Raw genomic sequence first — 17,143 nt, 5'->3', positions numbered from 1 at the left:
CGTTCAGCGCCAGGTGAGGCTCAGACGGCCGTCCTCGCCCAGCTCGGCGCCGGTGCCGAGCGGCGCGCCCTCCCGAGAAAGCAGGTCGCACATCCAGCGGGCATCCCGCTCGGACACCCGGTTGAGCCGGAACCGCCGGATCTGGAGCGGCGTCATCCGGCAGGCAAGGAGCGCACCGCTCTCTGCCGCCAAGGTGACGAAGTACATCAGCACCAGATCATCGCGATAGTCTTCGTAGCCGGTGATCCCCTCGTAGTCGTCGAAGAAGTCGCCGCAGCCGTAGAAGATCGGCCGCTGCCGATAGACCTCGATGCCCTTCACGTGATGCGCGGAATGGCCATGGACGACATCGACGCCGCCTTCGATCAAGCCCTTTGCGAAGGCGCGCTGCGCGGCCGGGATCCCGTAGCCCCAGTTCGGCCCCCAGTGGAGCGAGACCACGACGAGATCGCCCGGCCCTTTGTTTGCCTTCACGGATAGGGAAACGGCCTCGATGCTGGCGTCGGACAGGTCCGGCAATAGGTTGACCCCCGGCCGCGCCTTGGTGGCGGCCCAATCCGGAGCGACGCCGCTGCTGCCGTGACCGAAGGCAAAGACCAGCACCCGCCCCTTTTCCGGGACCGGCAGGATCGCCGGCGCCCCGGCCTCGAGGTCGTCGCGTCCGGCGCCGGCGCGCTTGATCCCGGCCTGGTCGAGGCTCTCCAGGGTCTCGATCAGTCCCGCCCGGCCCCAGTCGAGAACGTGGTTGTTGGCCAGCACGCAGCAGTCGATTCCCGCCGCGGTCAGGCAAGGGAGGTTTTCGGGGCTCATGCGGTAGCTGATTCCCTTGTCGCCGCAGTCCTCGCTGCGGGTGACGGCGGTCTCCAGGTTGACGATCCGCAGGTCCGGCATCGCAAGAGTCAGCTCGGGGAGCGCCTCGCCCCAGATCTCGGCGAAGCCGAGCGGCAGCGGGAGGGGGCCGTGGCGTTCCTCCGCCAGGGCGACGTAGTCCCTGGCCGAGGTCACGTAGGGCTCGCAAATCCGGGGGTCGCCCGGGTTCGGCAGCACCTGATCGATGCCGCGGCCGGTCATGACGTCGCCGCAAAGAAACAGGGTGATCGACGCCCTGCCTCCCGACGATCCGGCTGTCATCGCTCTCGCCATGGCAACGCAGTCCTCTCGACTAGGATCCTGTCCGCTGTGCCTCGAAAACCGGTTGACGCAGATCAAGTGACGACCGGGCCTGGAGGGCTATGACTCTCGAACACTGGACCGTGGTTGCTCGCGCCCCGGGGCAGGCCTATTGAGGTTCGGCAAACGAGCAGAATGTCCCCGCATGGCTGTGACCGCAAAGCTTTCCGACAGCATGAGCGACAACCACCGAAGGGGCGGCGCGCCTGCTGTGCCTAAGGTCGGCCAGCCGAGCTATGTCCACGGCGTGAGCCCGGTCCCCCTGATCGGAAAGACCATCGGTGTCTTCTTCGACGAGGCGGCAATGCGCTGGGCCGATCGCGAGGCCCTGGTCGTCTGTCACCAGGACATTCGCTGGTCCATTGGCGAGCTGAAGGAGCGCGTCGACGCCCTGGCCGCGGGTCTGATCGCCTTGGGATTGAAGCCGGGCGAGCGTATCGGCATCTGGTCGCCGAACAACGCCGAGTGGCTGATCACACAGTTCGCGACCGCCAAGGCGGGCCTGGTCCTGGTCAACATCAACCCGGCCTATCGCCTGCCGGAGCTGGAATATGCACTCAACACCGTCGGCTGTGCCGCGCTGATCACCGCGCCAACCTTCAAGGCCAGCAACTACATCGACATGCTGGGCGAGCTACTGCCCGAGTTGAAGGAGAGCGAGCCTGGCCGGCTGCAGAGCGCGGCCATCCCGTCGCTCCGGATCCTGATCCGCCTCGGCGAAGGGAAATCGCCGGGCATGCTCAACTTCGGCGAGATCGCCGAGCAGGGCGGCGAGGCAGAGCGATCCCGGCTCGTGGAGCTGGCCGGCGAGCTGCAGTTCGACGATCCCATCAACATCCAGTTCACCAGCGGCACCACCGGGGCGCCCAAGGCCTCGACCCTCAGCCACCACAGTATTCTGAACAATGCCTTCTTCGTGGCCGAGGACATGCGCCTGACCGAGGCCGACCGGCTCTGCATCCCGGTGCCGATGTACCACTGCTTCGGCATGGTGCTCGGCAGCCTGGTCTGCATCACCCACGGCGCGGCCATGATCTACCCCTCGGAGGGCTTCGACGCCCGCGCCACGCTCGAGGCTGTGGAGAAGGAGCGCTGCACCGCCCTGCACGGCGTGCCGACCATGTTCATCGCCGAGCTCGACCACCCGGACTTCAAGGACTTCGACATGAGCAGCCTGCGGACCGGGATCATGGCCGGCGCCCCTTGCCCGATCGAGCTGATGAAGCGGGTCATGACCGAGATGCACCTGGGGCAGATCACCATCGCCTACGGCATGACCGAGACCGGACCGGTCAGTTTCGAGACCTCGGTCGACGATCCCCTGGAACGCCGCGTCACCACGGTCGGTCGGGTCCTGCCGCACACCGAGGTCAAGATCGTCGACACCGAAGGGCGCATCCTGCCCCGCGGCGCGCCGGGCGAGCTGCTGACCCGGGGCTACTGCGTCATGCTGGGCTACTGGAACGATCCCAAGCGGACCAAGAAGGCGATCGACGAGGCGCATTGGATCGCGAGCGGAGACATCGCGACCATCGACGAGGAGGGCTACTGCCAGATCGTCGGCCGGATCAAGGACATGGTGATCCGCGGCGGCGAGAACATTTTCCCGCGCGAGATCGAGGAGTTCCTCTACACCCATTCCAAGATCGAGGACGTCCAGATCATCGGCGTTCCCGATCCGAAGTACGGCGAGGAGCTCTGCGCCTGCATCAAGCTTCACCAGGGGGAGAGCGCGACCGAGGAGGAGATCCGCGACTTCTGCCAGGGCAAGATCGCCCACTTCAAGATCCCGCGGTACATCGAGTTCGTCGAGGGCTTCCCCATGACGGTCACCGGCAAGATACAGAAGTTCGTGATGCGCCAGCAGATGGCGGAGGAACTGGGCCTGGAAAAGAGGTGAGTGCCCGGGGTATCGGCTGACGCCGATCCTCCTCTCGCTGTCATGGCCGTGCTTGACCCGGCCATCCATGGTGCCGGCGACTCGATGGATACCCGGATCAAGTCCGGGCATGACATTCTGTAGCAAGGTTCGGTGGAGGACCGATCCAAACATCGGCATATAATCGCCGGGTCGAGGAGTCGGCTGAACCTTCGAACGGGGTGAGGACTTGGACACCGCAGAAGACGAAGAACCGCTTGCCGGGCTGAAGATTTCCTACACCCGGTTGATCGACCCCGAAGGCAAGGCCCAGGGCCAATTGCCAGATTTCGCGCAGGATCCAGAGGCCCTGAAGGCGCTCTACCGCGCCATGGTGCGGGCCCGGACCTTCGACCAGAAGGCGGTTTCGCTGCAGCGCACCGGTCGCCTCGGCACCTATGCCTCTTGCCTCGGCCAGGAGGCCGTCGGGGTCGGCGTCGCGGCGGCCATGGCCCCGGAGGACGTTCTGCTGCCGTCGTTCCGGGAGCATGCGGCGCAGATGCTGCGCGGTGTCACCCTCACCGAGCTCCTGCTCTACTGGGGCGGGGACGAGCGGGGCAGCGATTTCGCCGGTCCGCGCGAGGACTTCCCAGTCTGCATCCCGGTCGGGACCCACGCACCTCACGCCGCGGGCGTTGCGCTCGCCTTCAAGCTGCGGGGCGAAGCCCGGGTCGCGGTCTGTGTCTTCGGCGACGGGGCGACCTCCAGGGGCGACGTCTACGAAGCCATGAACCTGGCCGGTGTCTGGGCGCTGCCCTTGGTCTTCGTCGTGAACAACAACCAGTGGGCCATCTCGGTGCCGCGCAGCAAGCAGAGCGCCACGGCGACTCTCGCGCAGAAAGCCGTCGCCGCCGGCTTCGCTGGCGAGCAAGTCGACGGCAACGACGTCGTCGCGGTTCGGGCCCGGGTCGGTGCGGCGCTGGACAATGCGCGAAAGGGCGGCGGACCACATCTGATCGAAGCCCTGAGTTACCGGCTGAGCGATCACACCACGGTCGACGATGCCAGCCGCTACCGCAGCGACGAGGAGGTCAGCGCCCGCTGGAAGGAAGAGCCGATCGCGCGACTGCGGATCTACCTGACCGAGGCCGGCCATTGGACCAAGGCCGAGGAAGAAGCCCTGATCACGGCCTGCAGCGAGGAAGTCGAATCTGCGACCGAGGCCTACCTGGCGACGCCGCCACAACCGCCAGAGAGCCTCTTCGATCACCTCTATGCCGAGCTGCCGGAAGACCTTGCCGTGCAGCGCGCCTTCCTGGTCGCGGAGGCCGAACATGGCTGAGATCGCAATGGTGGAGGCCGTTCGCCTGGCGCTGGCGCGGGCCATGGCCGAGGACGAGAGCGTAGTGGTCCTCGGCGAGGACGTCGGCGTCGACGGTGGCGTCTTCCGGGCGACCGACGGCCTGCTCGCGCGCTTCGGCGAGGGCCGCGTGCTCGACACCCCCCTGTCGGAGTCCCTCTTCGCCGGCCTGGCGGTGGGGCTCGGCGCCCAGGGCTTTCGGCCGGTGGTCGAGTATCAGTTCATGGGCTTCATCTACCCGGCGATCGATCAGCTGCTGAGCCACGCCGGGCGGCTCCGGACCAGGACCCGCGGGCGCTTGAGCAGTCCCATCGTCGTGCGCGCGCCCTACGGCGGGGGCATCCATGCGCCGGAGCACCATTCGGAGAGCTTCGAGGCGCTCTTCACCCACATCCCTGGACTCAAGGTCGTGATCCCTGCCTCGCCGGCCCGGGCCTACGGCCTGCTACTGGCGGCGGTCCGCGATCCCGATCCGGTCGTCTTCCTTGAGCCCAAGCGGATCTACCGGGCGCCCAAGGAGGACCTCGACGACGACGGCGCGGCCGCCCCGCTCGGAAGTTGCTTCCACTTGCGCGAGGGGAAGGACGTGACCTTGGTGACCTGGGGCGCGATGGTCGTCGAGACCCTCGCCGCCGCCGAGACCCTGGCCTCCGAGGGAATCACGGCCGAGGTTATCGACGTCGCGACCTTGAAGCCGCTCGACATGGCGACGATCCTAGGCTCGGTGGAAAAGACCGGGCGCTGCGTCGTCGTCCAGGAGGCGCCGCTGACTTCCGGCTTCGGCGCCGAGATCGCCGCCCGCCTGGCCGACCAAGGCCTGATGCATCTCTTGGCGCCGCTGCGCCGGGTCGCCGGCTTCGATACCGTGATGCCCCTACCGCGCCTGGAGCATCTCTATATGCCCGGGTCTGAACGGATCACCGCTGCGGTCAAGAGCCTGCTGGAGTACGCATGAGCACCTTCCGGCTGCCCGACCTCGGAGAAGGCCTGCAGGAGGCAGAGATCGTCGCCTGGCACGTCGGTGTCGGCGATCACGTCGTCGGCGACCAGCCGCTGGTCTCGGTCGAGACCGAAAAGGCGGTGGTCGAGATCCCGTCACCGCAGTCCGGGCGCATCGCCAAGCTGCACCACGTGGTCGGCGACATCGTTCCAATCGGTGGCGCTCTGGTCGACTTCGGAGAGGCACCCGCCGCAGAGGCCGGAACGGTGGTCGGCGAGATCCCCGAGGCGATGACGGCCGTCCCGTCGGCACCGGAGACTGAGCCCGAAGGCTACAAGGCGGCGCCGGCGGTGCGAGCCTTGGCGCGGCGCCTGGGTGTCGACTTGGCCACGGTGGCGCCCAGCGGTCCCGGCGGGGCCGTCACCTCCAAGGACGTCGAAGGCGCCGCGGCGGAGGCGGAAGGTGCCGCACCCCTGGAGCCGTTGCGCGGTGTGCGCCGGGCCATGGCGCGGAACATGGAGCGCTCCCACGCCGAGGTGGTACCAGCGACGGTAACCGAAGAAGCCGACATCGGCGCCTGGCCGGACGGCGCGGACACGACCATGCGCCTGGTCCGCGCGATTGCGGCCGGCTGCGCCGCGGAGCCGGCCCTCAACGCCTGGTACTTCGGCCGCGACCAGGGCCGGCGCCTGCATGCGAAGATCAATCTCGGCATCGCCATGGACACCGAGGACGGGCTCTTCGTTCCGGTTCTGCGCGACGTCGGTGGCCGTAGCGTCGAGGACCTGCGCCTGGGCCTTGAGGCGATGAAGCGCGATGTCGCCGCGCGCAGCGTGCCGCTGGAGGAGCTGCGCGGCCAGACCGTCACGCTGTCCAACTTCGGTATGTTCGGCGGCCGCCATGCCGCCCTGGTGATCCTGCCGCCGCAGGTCGCGATCCTCGGCGCCGGACAGGTCCATGACGCCGTCGTGCCGGTCGCAGGGGCGCCGGCGGTGCGCCGGATCCTACCCCTGTCGCTGACCTTCGACCATCGGGCGGTGATGGGCGGCGAGGCCGCACGCTTCCTGGCAGTCGTGAAAAGGGACCTGGAGAAAGGCGAGTAGGATGGAGATGGAAATGCGGAGCGGTGACAGGGAGAACGTCTTTCGTTTCGCCGACGACCTTGGCCCGGCGCAGATCGTCCACGTCTACGAGCCCACGACCGGTCTCAAGGCCATCGTCGTCGTCGATAACATCGCCGCCGGCCCCTCGATCGGCGGCCTGCGCATGGCTCCGGACGTCAGCCTGGAGGAGTGCTTTCGCCTGGCCCGTGCCATGACCCTCAAGAACGCCGCGGCGGGTCTGCCCCACGGTGGCGGCAAGTCGGTGATCTTCGCCGATCCTCGGATGCCCGCTAAAGACAAGGAACGGCTGATCCGCGCCTACGCCTGCGCCATCCGGGATCTCTCCGGCTACATCGTCGGGCCTGACATGGGGACGGACGAACGCTGCATGGCCTGGGTGCGCGACGAGATCGGCCGCGCGGTCGGCCTGCCGCGTGAGATCGGCGGCATTCCCCTCGACGAGATCGGCGCCACCGGTTTCGGGCTCAGCGTCGCCGTCGAGGTCGCCAAGGCCCATTGCGACCTGAAGCTCGATGGCGCCCGGGTCGCGGTCCAGGGCTTTGGCTCCGTCGGAAGGCACGCCGCCCGCTTCCTAGCGCAAGGCGGCGCGGTCCTGGTGGCCGCGGCCGACTCCAAAGGCACCCTGCACGATTCGGAAGGCATCGACATCGCCCGCCTGATCGAGGTTAAGGAGAGCGGCGGCAGCGTGCTCGACTACGGAAGGGGCCAGACGCTGGACCGAGACGCGGTCGTCGGCGTCGATTGCGAAATCTGGATCCCGGCCGCGCGTCCCGACGTGCTGCGCGCCGACAACGTCAGCGGGCTGAAGGCGAAGCTGGTGGCCGAAGGCGCCAACATCCCGGTGACCCCGGAGGCCGAGGCCGAGCTGCACGAGCGCGGCGTCTTGGTGATCCCCGACTTCATCGCCAACGCCGGCGGGGTGATCTGTGCCGCGGTGGAGTATGCCGGCGGGACGCAGGCCGCGGCCTTTGAGACCATCGCGGAGAAGGTCCGCCACAACACGGACGCCGTCCTAGCGGCCGCTGCCGAACGGAAGGTGACTCCGCGGGCCGCGGCGGTCGAGCTTGCCAAGCAACGGGTCCGCCGGGCCATGACCTACCGGCGCTGGTCCTGAGCCGCGGGATCAGCCTAGAAGGCCAAAGCCCTGGAAGGTGAGCCAGCCGCCCAGGGCCAGCAGCAGCAGGCCGCCGGAGACGACCGGCCAGTTCGCTTCGGACAGGCGAAGCGCCAAGCCCCTGCCCGCGGTCGGCAGGAGGATCCGGATGCCACCCTTGAGGATGGAAAGCCAACCGATCACCGTGATAACGACCCGCCAGTCGGCGGTCCAGAGGTTGTGGTAGAGGACGATCACCAGGCCGACCACGAGGGCGAGCGCGCCCGAGAAGTAGTAGAGGCCGGGGTCCTTCAGAAAGCTCGTGATCATGCTTCGGTAGTAGACGCGGTTCACGAGCATCCCCAGTCCAACCACCAGGAACAGCGGCCCGATGAGGCGTGCGAGGAGAAGCGAGGCGGTCATGCGCGTAGCCTCCCTTGGCGTGCCGTGAACGACGGTCGCGTCGCGGCGCTGAGCGCCTTGCGACGAGGCCCTCGCTCCACTCCGGCGGTCAGAAGCCCATCTCGGCAGCTCCCGGCCCCGCCGGCTGTGGCAGCGGTTCCGGCTTTATGGCGACCATGGCCTCGGTGGTGATCAGCAGCCCCGCGATCGAGGCCGCGTCCTGCAGGGCGAGACGCACGACCTTGGTCGGGTCGATGATGCCGGCCTCGACCAAATTGCAGTACGCGCCTGCCTGCGAGTCGTAGCCCCGGTCCAAATCCTCCTGTTCCAGCAGGCGGCCGATGACGATGGAGTCGTCCTCTCCGGCGTTGACCAGGATCTGCCGGGCCGGCATCTGAAGGGCCCGACGCACGATGTCGATACCGACCTGCTGGTCGTGGTTGGCCGCGTTGAGCGAGCCGAGCGCCCCGGCCGCATAGGCCAGGGCCATCCCGCCGCCGGCCAGGATGCCTTCCTCGACCGCGGCCTTGGTGGCGTTCATCGCGTCTTCGACCCGGTCCTTGCGCTCCTTCACCTCGACCTCGGTGGCGCCGCCGACCCGGATGATCGCAACGCCCCCGGCCAGCTTGGCCAGGCGCTCTTGGAGCTTCTCCTTGTCGTAGTCGGAGGTGGTGTCCTCGATTTGCCGACGGATCTGGACGCAGCGTGCCTGGATCTTGCTGGCCTCTCCAGCCCCGCCCACGAGGGTGGTGTCGTCCTTGGTGATGATGACCTTCTTGGCGCGGCCCAGCATGTCCATGGTCACGTTTTCGAGCTTGACCCCGAGCTCCTCGGAGAGGAGCTGGCCGTCGGTCAGGACTGCCATGTCCTCGAGCATCGCCTTGCGGCGGTCGCCGAAGCCCGGCGCCTTGACCGCCGCGACCTTGAGGCCGCCACGGAGCTTGTTGACCACCAGAGTGGCCAGGGCCTCGCCCTCGACGTCCTCCGCGACGATCAGCAGCGGCTTGCCGGACTGCACCACGGCTTCCAGAAGCGGCAAAAGGGGCTGGAGCGACGAGAGCTTCTTGTCGTGCAGCAGGATGTAAGGCTCCTCCATCTCCGCCTTCATCCGTTCGGCGTCGGTGATGAAGTAGGGGGAGAGGTAGCCGCGGTCGAATTGCATGCCTTCGACGACCTCGAGCTCGGTCAGCAGGCTCCTGGCCTCCTCGACCGTGATCACGCCCTCGTTCCCGACTCTCTGCATGGCATCGGCGATCATGTCGCCGATGTCCGTCTCGCCGTTGGCCGAGATCGTCCCGATCTGTGCGATCTCCGCGGTCGTGGTGACATTGCGCGAGCGCGCCCGGAGCTCCGCCACGACGAACTCGACCGCACGGTCGATGCCGCGCTTGAGGTCCATGGGATTCATGCCTGCCGCGACGGCCTTGGCCCCCTCGCGCACGATGGCCTGGGCCAGGACCGTGGCGGTCGTGGTGCCGTCGCCGGCGAGCTCGCTGGTCTTGACCGCGACCTCGCGCAGCATCTGGGCACCCATGTTCTCGAAGTGATCGGTCAGCTCGATCTCCTTGGCGACCGAGACCCCGTCCTTGGTCATGCGCGGTGCGCCGAAGCTCTTCTCGACCACGACGTTGCGGCCCTTGGGACCGAGCGTCACCTTGACGGCGTCGGCCATGATATCGACGCCCTTTAGCATCCGCTCGCGGGCATCGCTCGAGAATTTGATCTCCTTGGCAGGCATGCGTCCCACTCCTTGATCAGGCGACAGTCCTGCAGCGACTCGAACAGAGGCGGGACTGGCGCGCCTTGCTCTGGGTCAATAACCCTGCCCTGGTTCCTCGCGAATTTTGGCGAGGCTCTGAAGCAGCAAGCCCGAGTCTCAAAGCGGTTGGATCACGAGCTCCGCTTGCGGCGTGATCCGGATCAGGGAGTCCGCCGGAACCTCCTGCCAGGTCTCCCGGGTGATCGGTTCCGAGGCCACGACCACGGCCCGATAATCCCGGCTCGGCACGTGGTGGATATGCGGAAACCCACAGATCTCGCAGTCATAGACGCCGTCGCGCTCCACGTAGAAGAGGCCCCGGCCGATCCGGGTTCCGGCGATCTCCGCTCCATCCGTCATCAAGAGGTTGAGGCCGATCTTCGCCGCCGGGTCCCGGGCCTGACACCAGTCGAAGACCAGGCGTGCGCCCTGGCGCAGCAACTCGGCCAAGGTCAGATCGGGCGACCGACTGCGCAGAGTCATGAGCAAGCGGAAGACATGCTCGCTGTCGGTGGTGCCACGCAGGGCGGCGCGCTGAGGATCCGACATGGCGTTGAGGAAGCGCGGGCGCAGGGCGTCGAAGTGCGGCACCGTACCGTTGTGAGCGAAGGCGATGGTCTCGTGCACGAAGGGATGGGTGTTGTCCGGGATCGCGAGTCCGACGGTGGCGCGCCGGACATGGGCCAGGACCGTCCGCGCATAGATCCGGGCAGCAGCGCGGTGGAAGTGCTCACCGTGATAGGCAGCCCAGGCCTCCTTCTCAACCAGCGGTCGGTGATCCTCGTAGGCCGCCACGCCCCAGCCGTGGGCATGGGTGTAGCCCTTCAAATCCTCCAGGCTCTGCACCATGAGGGCGTTCTGCGCGTGCACCAGGGTGCATTCCACCTTGGATTCCTCGGTCGCCCGGAAGCCATAGAGGCGGCACATCGCGAAATCTCACCCTCCCAGCTGCTGATCAAGGCTCTTCGCAATCTTAGGCCGGCAATATCTCCGAGAAACTTGATCCACCTCATAGGGTGCAAGGGTCGGCTGTCGAAGACTGGTCACCATGGGGCGTGCCATGGATGAACTGCTGCGGGCTTTCCGCGAAGACCACGCTTTGTTGGGCCGTGGCTTCCACCGGATCTCCTCCGCGCTTCGGGCGGGCCGCCAGTCCGAGGCCAGCGCCGCGGCGGCGGACGTGGATCGGGACGCGGGCGCCCATATCGCTTTTGAGGAACGGCATTTCTATCCTGTGCTCGTGCCGCTCATAGGCAAAGATCACGTCGAGGGCCTGTTGAATGAGCATGCGGAGGGTCTGGCCGTCGTCCGCGCTCTCGAAACGCTGCCGATGGCTGCGGCCCTGCCGGAGGAAGAGCGGCGAGAGTTGCTGCGCGCTTCGGAGGCGATGGAGGCTCACATCGCCGAGTGCGGCGAGCTCTTCGAAGCCATCGGTCGCATTACTAAGGCCGAACAGGCGACTTTGCTCGACGAGCTGCTGAAACTGAGAGCCGAGCATCCCGCCTGGACGGAGGTCTCGGGCGACCGGCCCTAGAGCGGGATGACATGAAGCCGATCCGGCTTCATGTCTGAATCTCGCTCTTTTTCAGAAGTTTAGAGCACGATTCAGACAGGAGGTCGATTCCACCCTATGTCATCGTGCTCTAGGGTCTCTGTGAGGGCTCTGATATGGCTATTCCCAGGAAGCCGTTCATCACGGCGGATCCGGCCTCGGACAAGACAGGGTTTCGCCTGCCCATCGTCGAGCAACACAGGGTCGAACTCGACGGGATGCAACGCGCCCGCATAGAGGGCCTCGCCGTTGAGATCAAAGAGCGCGATCCGCGCCTGATCTCGACCGCCGCTTTCGGGCCGCGTGTGAGCTCGGGTCTCGGTCCGGGTCCCAACCTAGTCTTGGAAGACCACAGCAGCATCGCCCTCTACAACCCGGAGGATGATCGACGCTACACCTATCGTGCGATGATGCTGGCCGGCGACGGCGATGTCCTTGCCCTTGCAGCCGACCGCAATCCTGCCTTCGAAAGCTATTGCCGCGACACGCTGGCTCTGGGCCGGGTCGAGGTCCGGATCCCAGAAGCCTGTTCGCCTCCAGTTCCCCTGGCCCTTCGTTGCTTGCGCGACTCGCGGTTCCTCGAAGGGATGGCGCGACTGGCCGACGAACACCGCGGGCTCAACCTCTTGCCCTACCTCGGAGACGGCAAGGCTTGGGCCTTGGCGAGAGCCATCGCCCGACGAAGCGAGGCGGAAGTCCGCGTCGCCGCCGGGCCGCCGGGTCTGACGCGCTGTGTGAACGACAAGCTCTGGTTCGAGGCGAGGGTCGACGACGTCCTCGGACGCGGCGCCTTACCCGAGGTTCGGCTCGCCAACGGGCCGGCGCTCCTCGCTTATCACGTGAAGAGCTTGGCTGGTCGCTATGCCAGCGTTGCCATCAAGATACCGGCCTCCGCCAGCTCGACGGGCAACATCGTCCTGGAGTCTGCGGAGGTCGCCGGACGCCCGCTCACACCGCTGCGCGAGGAGCTTTGTTCCCTGCTGACCCGAACCGGCTGGAGGGGAGACTTCCCGCTGATGGTCACGGCCTGGGAGCAACCGATCCTGGCCAGCCCATCGGTTCAGGTCTGGATTCCCCATTCCTCCGAGAACCTGCCGATCATCGAAGGGATCTTCGAGCAGAACCTGGCGGGCAGAAAACGCGTCTTTGTCGGTGCTTCGCCCTGCGAGCTGTCTTCGACCGTTCGCCGGCAGCTGGCGACCGAGACCCTCCAGCTCGCCTACCTGCTTCAGTGTCTTGGCTATTTCGGCCGCTGCAGCTTCGACGCCATTCTGCTGAATGACGGCAAGACGGGAAGCAGAACCCACTGGGTCGAATGCAATGGCCGGTGGGGTGGCGTGTCGATCCCCATGACTTTGATCAATCGGATTCTGGGCAACTGGCAGCGTCGTCCCTTCGTGATCGCTCAAAGGAGCCATCTGAGGGCGCGAGGCCGGCCCTTTGCAGACGTCGTCCACAGTCTGGGCGAACGGCTTTTCGTCGCCGGCAAGCGCGAAGAAGGGGTCATCGTCCTGACGCCCGGCCCGCTGGAGGCAGGAACGGGGTACGATTTGATCGTGCTGGCCGACAGCGCCGCCGCCGTCCAAGAAATGGCCCGCGACGCGACCACGAGCTTGTTATGAAAGTGAACCCGGCGTCCAGCGGGGGCATCATGGCCTACGTCGGCGCAGAACAGAGAACCGACGGTCCCGGTCCTATGCCGCCGGCTCCTGCGGCTTCGGCGATGCGGAAGGGGCTGCATTTTGCCGTTGCTGCAGACTGGCGCCGCCGCGCTCCTTCTGGTGCACGAGCCGAAACTCGTAGCGCTGCCCCGGGCTGATCTCGCGCACGTGGCCGCGATAGGCGATGGTGATCGGATATGCCGTGAAGGGCCGGCTGGAGACGCAAAGCTTCTCGTGATTTACCTTGAGATCGAGCGTTTGTCCGCGGTATCGGACGGTCGTCGTGAGGCAGGTCAGTTCATCCGGAAGCCGCGGATTAAAGGTCAGCACGTTGGCGCGCGGTTCGATGCCAGTGTAGCAGCGCTGGACCAGATCGACCGTGCCGGCCATGGCGCCGAGGTGAACCCCTTCCTTGGTCGTGCCGTCCTGTATGTCGGCAATGTCGCTGTCCAGCGCCTGGGACCAGAGCTCCCAGGAGCGCGGTCGATCGGCACGTGCCAGGACCCAGGCGTGGGTGACCCAGCTGAGGGTCGAGCCATGAGAGGTGCGCTGCACGTAGTATCGGATCGTCTTGAGAATAGTGTCGGGATCGAAATCGTAGCCAAGGCGTTCGAAGATCTCCGTGAGCTGCTCGGTGGAGAAGAGGAAGAAGAGCATGAGGACGTCGGCCTGTTTCGAGACCTTGTAGAGGTTGGAATCGGTGCCTTCGCCCTCCAGGATGCGATCCAGTCGCTGGATGTCACCATACTTCTTCCGGTAGCCGTCCCAGTCGAAATCCTTCAGCTTCTCGTAGCCTTCGAACTGGCTGATGACGCCGTCATGGAGGGGAACGGTCAGGTTGCGGCTGATATCGTCCCAGTCGTCGAGTTCCTCCGCGCTCAGCTCGAGCTGGTCGCAGAGTTCCCGGCGCCGGTTTTCGGGCAGCAGGTCGAGGGCATCGAGGGCGCGGCTCAGCGTCCAGGCCACCATGACGTTGGTATAGGCGTTGTTGTCCAGGCCGCCTTCCGTCGTGGGGTCCTTTCCCGGGTAGGCGGTATGGAACTCGTCCGGCCCCATGACCCCGCGGATCGCATAGCGTCCGCTGGACTCGTCGTAGCTGGCGATACTTGCCCAGAAACGGGCGATTTCCAGCATCAGCTCGGCGCCGAAGTCGTAGAGGAACTCGCGATCCTCCGTCACCTCGTAGTACTGCCAGACGTTGAACGCGATGGCGACGTTGACATGGCGCTGGCGCTGCGAATCGTCGGAGATCCAGCGCCCCGACATCGGATTGAGGTGCAGGCGCTGGCTCTCTTCGCGACCGTCGCTGCCGCTTTGCCAGGGAAACATCGCGCCACGGAATCCGGCCTCTCGCGCGGCCCGGCGCGCCGCCCCGAGCCGCCGGTAGCGGTAGCGCAGCAGGGACCGCGTGAGGACCGGCTTGCGCAGGTTGAGGTAGGGGAAGATGAACAACTCGTCCCACATGATATGGCCGCGGTAGGCCTCGCCGTGCCAGCCGCGCGGCGGCATTCCGACGTCGAGGTCGACGGAGTGTATCGAGATGGTCTGCAGAAGGTGAAAGATATGCAGACGGAGCTTCAGGCCCACGTGGTGATTCGCCGTGGTCTCGATCTCGATCCCGCATTCTTCCCAGAGATGGGCCCAGGCGCGTCGGTGCGCTTCCATAAGCCTGTCGAAGGAGTCGGCATGGTCGAGCTGGTCGATCGCGGCCAGTCCCGGTTCCGAGATCGCCTCGTCCTGAGAGGTGTAGAGCGCGACCACTTTCTCGACCGCGATCTCCCGTCCTTCTTCGGCGTCAAAGGCGATGTCCTGGGCGATGAAATCGGGCAGCCGGTCCAAGTGGCGCTCGCCAGCCAGGGGCTTCCCGTCCTGCTGAAGCCGCGTGCGCGCGGCTTCGACGATCTCGCGGCGGCATTGGACCATGCGGCTGCGGAGCAAGATCGTGTCATCGCTGGTCTGCGCGGTTTCAAGGGTCTCGAGATGCCGGCGGTTCAGTTCGCGGTAGCGCGCAACGCCATCATTGAGGACGCCGCCGTCGATCGCCGAGCGAAGGGTCATCCGCCCCGACCAGTTCTCCGGGGTGAGGCGCAGCTCGATAGCGGCCAGGTGGGGCTCTGCCATGGAAACAAAGCGACGTTCCCGCCAGAGCGTCGTCCGACCTTGCGGATCGCGTAGGCGGAAAGAGCGCGAGAGCAGGCCCTGCCGCAGGTCGAGCTCCTGCTCGTAGTCGAAGTGTTCGACCTCGCCCGGACGCAGCCATGGCCCGTCATCGATGCGGATCACGAGAGGCAGCCAGTTGGGGATGTTGACCAGGTCTTCGTTCTCGATCTCGCGGCCGGCGATCTCGCTGGTCAGCCGGTTGTAGCCGCCGGCCAGATAGGTCCCGGGATAGTGAACGTCGTCGGCCACCGCGTTCGGCGCGGTGCCACGCGTGGCGAAGTAGCCGTTGCCTAATACGCAAAGCGTTTCCCGCAAACCTTCGCTCTGCGGGTCATAGCCCTCATAGCGCAGACACCATTCGCTCATGCCTCTCTCTCCTCGATGACGGCCGTCAGTTCCTTCAGAAAGCGTTGCACCTCGGCCGTATCCGATAGCCGGTAGTCTGCGTTCGTGGCTTGCGGTCGTTCGGCGACGAGGAACGAGAGTCCCTTGCCATGAAGCGCATCGAAGGCGTCGCTGTCCGTGATGTCGTCCCCAATGTAGAGCGGCACCACATCCGTGTCGTTGAGATCCAGCGCGCCGAGCAGCCAGAGAACCGCCTTTCCCTTGTCCCAATCCAAGTTGGGCCGGAGCTCGAAGACCTTCTTGCCACCCGTCTTGCGCAGCGCGGGATGCTGTGCGGCAACGGAATCTACGATACGCTCGACGCGGCCCACGTCCTTGGGGCTCACCATTCGGAAATGCACGGCTAAGGCATAGGTCTTGTCCTCGACGATGACGCCCGCGATCGAAGCAAGCTGACGATCAAGCTCGCCGGCCGCCTGCGCTATGATCGGCGCGTAGCCGGCGATCTTCTCATGAGGAAGCTCCGCGCCTGCGGGCCCGACGATATCGAAGCCGTGGGAGCCGGCATAAATGATCCCCTTCAGGCCGACGAGCCGCTCCACGTCGCCGCGCTCTCGGCCGCTGATCACGAGAACGGGACAGCGCTCGGCAAGGGCCGCGAGCGTCGTGCGCATGTCATCTGACAGGACCGCCAGGTCGGGACGCTCGACGATCGGCGTGAGCGTTCCGTCATAGTCGAGAAAGACCGCGACACGTCGCTGTCCGATCCGGGCCCAGAGTGCGTCCAGATTCTCAAAGGCCGGCGGGGCAAGGGCGCTCATTCCGTGTTCGCCTTTCTTGAGACTCAGCTCGCTCAGGTCGGACACCACGACATCGGCGCCGCCTTCTCGCAGAAGCTCTGGCTGGCCGTTGCGGCTGACGCCGACCACCAGCTCGAAGTTACCGGCCTTGCCGGCCTGAACCCCGGATATCGCGTCCTCGACGACGGCGGCCCTGCTCGGTTCTACCCCCAAACGCCGCGCGGCTTCCAGGAAAGTGTCTGGCGCCGGCTTGCCTGCGAGCATCCACTCCTTTGCGACCACCCCGTCCACCTGCGCGTCGAAGAGATCGCCGATGCCGGTGGCCTCCAGGACCTCGCGGCAGTTGCGACTGGACGAGACGACCGCGACCCTCAGGCGGTGCGACTTGGCGCGCTTTATGAAGTCGATTGAGCTTCCATAGACTTCGACGCCACTGTGCCTGATCGCTTTGAGGAAGAACTGGTTCTTCCTGTTCCCCAGGCCGCGGACCGTCTCCCTGTCCGGCGGGTCGCTGTCTTCCCCAGGCGGCAGGTAGATGTTCCGCGACCGCAGGAAGCTCGCAACGCCGTCGTAACGCGGCTTGCCGTCGACATAGCGCTGGTAGTCCTGCACCAAGTCGAAGGGCTCGTAAGTGCCGCCAACTCGTGCCGCGCGTTCCCCGAGGTACTCGTCGAAGGTGGCCTTCCAGGCCTGTGCGTGGGTCTTCGCGGTCTCGGTCACGACACCGTCCAGATCCAGCAAGATCGCATCGATCTGTCCGGGGTCTATCGAAGCGCGCCTCTTAGAATCGTCGGGCTGAAGCGCTCTCTGCGCCGACGGTCTCGGCGCCTCGGCTCTCATGCTCATGGCTCGTCTCCATGATTGCGTGGGCAGGAACAAGCCGAGCCACCGCGAATGCGATTTTCGTCATCGGCTCGTC

13 protein-coding genes are annotated in these 17,143 nt (G+C 66.1%); 7 read left to right on the top strand and 6 right to left on the bottom strand.

The window, feature by feature from the left end:
• Positions 1–3 precede the first annotated feature (3 nt).
• A complete protein-coding gene (locus tag QNJ30_16910; GenBank protein ID MDJ0945152.1) occupies positions 4–1,131 on the bottom strand; it encodes a CapA family protein in 1,128 nt (375 codons plus the stop codon).
• Positions 1,132–1,315: 184 nt separating this feature from the next.
• On the opposite strand from QNJ30_16910, the gene QNJ30_16905 reads away from it, so the two are divergent.
• The 5 genes from QNJ30_16905 to QNJ30_16885 all read left to right on the top strand — a co-directional run bounded on the left by QNJ30_16905 (position 1,316) and on the right by QNJ30_16885 (position 7,566).
• Entirely contained in the window at positions 1,316–3,070 is a 1,755-nt protein-coding gene (locus tag QNJ30_16905) for an AMP-binding protein (GenBank protein ID MDJ0945151.1), read from the top strand.
• A 208-nt stretch (positions 3,071–3,278) separates the two neighbouring features.
• Entirely contained in the window at positions 3,279–4,370 is a 1,092-nt protein-coding gene (pdhA, locus tag QNJ30_16900) for a pyruvate dehydrogenase (acetyl-transferring) E1 component subunit alpha (GenBank protein MDJ0945150.1), read from the top strand.
• Positions 4,363–5,343, top strand: coding sequence for an alpha-ketoacid dehydrogenase subunit beta (locus QNJ30_16895; protein ID MDJ0945149.1), 981 nt, complete (start codon positions 4,363–4,365; stop codon positions 5,341–5,343). The genes pdhA and QNJ30_16895 overlap by 8 nt, the downstream gene beginning before the upstream one ends.
• Entirely contained in the window at positions 5,340–6,431 is a 1,092-nt protein-coding gene (locus QNJ30_16890) for a dihydrolipoamide acetyltransferase family protein (protein MDJ0945148.1), read from the top strand. Before QNJ30_16895 ends, QNJ30_16890 begins: the two co-directional genes overlap by 4 nt.
• Before the next feature lie 13 nt (positions 6,432–6,444).
• Complete coding sequence (locus QNJ30_16885; GenBank protein MDJ0945147.1) at positions 6,445–7,566, top strand: Glu/Leu/Phe/Val dehydrogenase; 1,122 nt, start codon at positions 6,445–6,447, stop codon at positions 7,564–7,566.
• Positions 7,567–7,575: 9 nt separating this feature from the next.
• On the opposite strand, the gene QNJ30_16880 is transcribed toward QNJ30_16885, so the two are convergent.
• From QNJ30_16880 to QNJ30_16870, 3 genes are all read right to left on the bottom strand, one after another.
• Positions 7,576–7,968, bottom strand: a complete 393-nt coding sequence (locus QNJ30_16880; GenBank protein ID MDJ0945146.1) for a hypothetical protein — start codon at positions 7,966–7,968, stop codon at positions 7,576–7,578.
• A gap of 88 nt (positions 7,969–8,056) precedes the next feature.
• Positions 8,057–9,685 carry a chaperonin GroEL gene (groL, locus tag QNJ30_16875; protein MDJ0945145.1) on the bottom strand — a complete coding sequence of 543 codons (1,629 nt, stop codon included), beginning with the start codon at positions 9,683–9,685 and terminating at the stop codon, positions 8,057–8,059.
• 138 nt (positions 9,686–9,823) lie between these two features.
• Positions 9,824–10,633, bottom strand: coding sequence for a class II glutamine amidotransferase (locus tag QNJ30_16870; protein ID MDJ0945144.1), 810 nt, complete (start codon positions 10,631–10,633; stop codon positions 9,824–9,826).
• A 133-nt stretch (positions 10,634–10,766) separates the two neighbouring features.
• Between QNJ30_16870 and QNJ30_16865 the strand changes: the two genes are divergently transcribed.
• Positions 10,767–11,240 carry a hemerythrin domain-containing protein gene (locus QNJ30_16865; GenBank protein MDJ0945143.1) on the top strand — a complete coding sequence of 158 codons (474 nt, stop codon included), beginning with the start codon at positions 10,767–10,769 and terminating at the stop codon, positions 11,238–11,240.
• Positions 11,241–11,374: 134 nt separating this feature from the next.
• Entirely contained in the window at positions 11,375–12,880 is a 1,506-nt protein-coding gene (locus QNJ30_16860; protein ID MDJ0945142.1) for a hypothetical protein, read from the top strand.
• 72 nt (positions 12,881–12,952) lie between these two features.
• Here QNJ30_16860 and QNJ30_16855 read toward each other — a convergent pair whose 3' ends face one another.
• On the bottom strand, positions 12,953–15,445 hold the full coding sequence (locus QNJ30_16855; protein ID MDJ0945141.1) for a glycosyl hydrolase family 65 protein: 2,493 nt from the start codon (positions 15,443–15,445) through the stop codon (positions 12,953–12,955).
• Positions 15,442–16,965: a trehalose-phosphatase gene (gene otsB, locus QNJ30_16850; GenBank protein MDJ0945140.1), complete on the bottom strand. Its 1,524-nt coding sequence runs from the start codon at positions 16,963–16,965 to the stop codon at positions 15,442–15,444. Before otsB ends, QNJ30_16855 begins: the two co-directional genes overlap by 4 nt.
• Positions 16,966–17,143 lie beyond the last annotated feature (178 nt).

This window comes from Kiloniellales bacterium, from assembly GCA_030066685.1.
Taxonomy (GTDB): domain Bacteria; phylum Pseudomonadota; class Alphaproteobacteria; order Kiloniellales; family JAKSBE01; genus JAKSBE01.
Note: the sequence above shows the minus strand (reverse complement) of the source record. Positions and strands in the feature narration are given on the sequence as shown.

Excerpts from the sequence above, each read along its gene's own strand:
- QNJ30_16905 (MDJ0945151.1), top strand. The coding sequence starts at position 1,316 with ATGGCTGTGACCGCAAAGCTTTCCGACAGCATGAGCGACAACCACCGA.
- QNJ30_16865 (MDJ0945143.1), top strand. The coding sequence starts at position 10,767 with ATGGATGAACTGCTGCGGGCTTTCCGCGAAGACCACGCTTTGTTGGGC.
- QNJ30_16880 (MDJ0945146.1), bottom strand. The coding sequence starts at position 7,968 with ATGACCGCCTCGCTTCTCCTCGCACGCCTCATCGGGCCGCTGTTCCTG.
- QNJ30_16910 (MDJ0945152.1), bottom strand. The coding sequence starts at position 1,131 with ATGACAGCCGGATCGTCGGGAGGCAGGGCGTCGATCACCCTGTTTCTT.
- QNJ30_16890 (MDJ0945148.1), top strand. The coding sequence starts at position 5,340 with ATGAGCACCTTCCGGCTGCCCGACCTCGGAGAAGGCCTGCAGGAGGCA.
- QNJ30_16885 (MDJ0945147.1), top strand. The coding sequence starts at position 6,445 with ATGCGGAGCGGTGACAGGGAGAACGTCTTTCGTTTCGCCGACGACCTT.
- QNJ30_16855 (MDJ0945141.1), bottom strand. The coding sequence starts at position 15,445 with ATGAGCGAATGGTGTCTGCGCTATGAGGGCTATGACCCGCAGAGCGAA.
- groL (MDJ0945145.1), bottom strand. The coding sequence starts at position 9,685 with ATGCCTGCCAAGGAGATCAAATTCTCGAGCGATGCCCGCGAGCGGATG.
- QNJ30_16870 (MDJ0945144.1), bottom strand. The coding sequence starts at position 10,633 with ATGTGCCGCCTCTATGGCTTCCGGGCGACCGAGGAATCCAAGGTGGAA.
- QNJ30_16860 (MDJ0945142.1), top strand. The coding sequence starts at position 11,375 with ATGGCTATTCCCAGGAAGCCGTTCATCACGGCGGATCCGGCCTCGGAC.
- QNJ30_16895 (MDJ0945149.1), top strand. The coding sequence starts at position 4,363 with ATGGCTGAGATCGCAATGGTGGAGGCCGTTCGCCTGGCGCTGGCGCGG.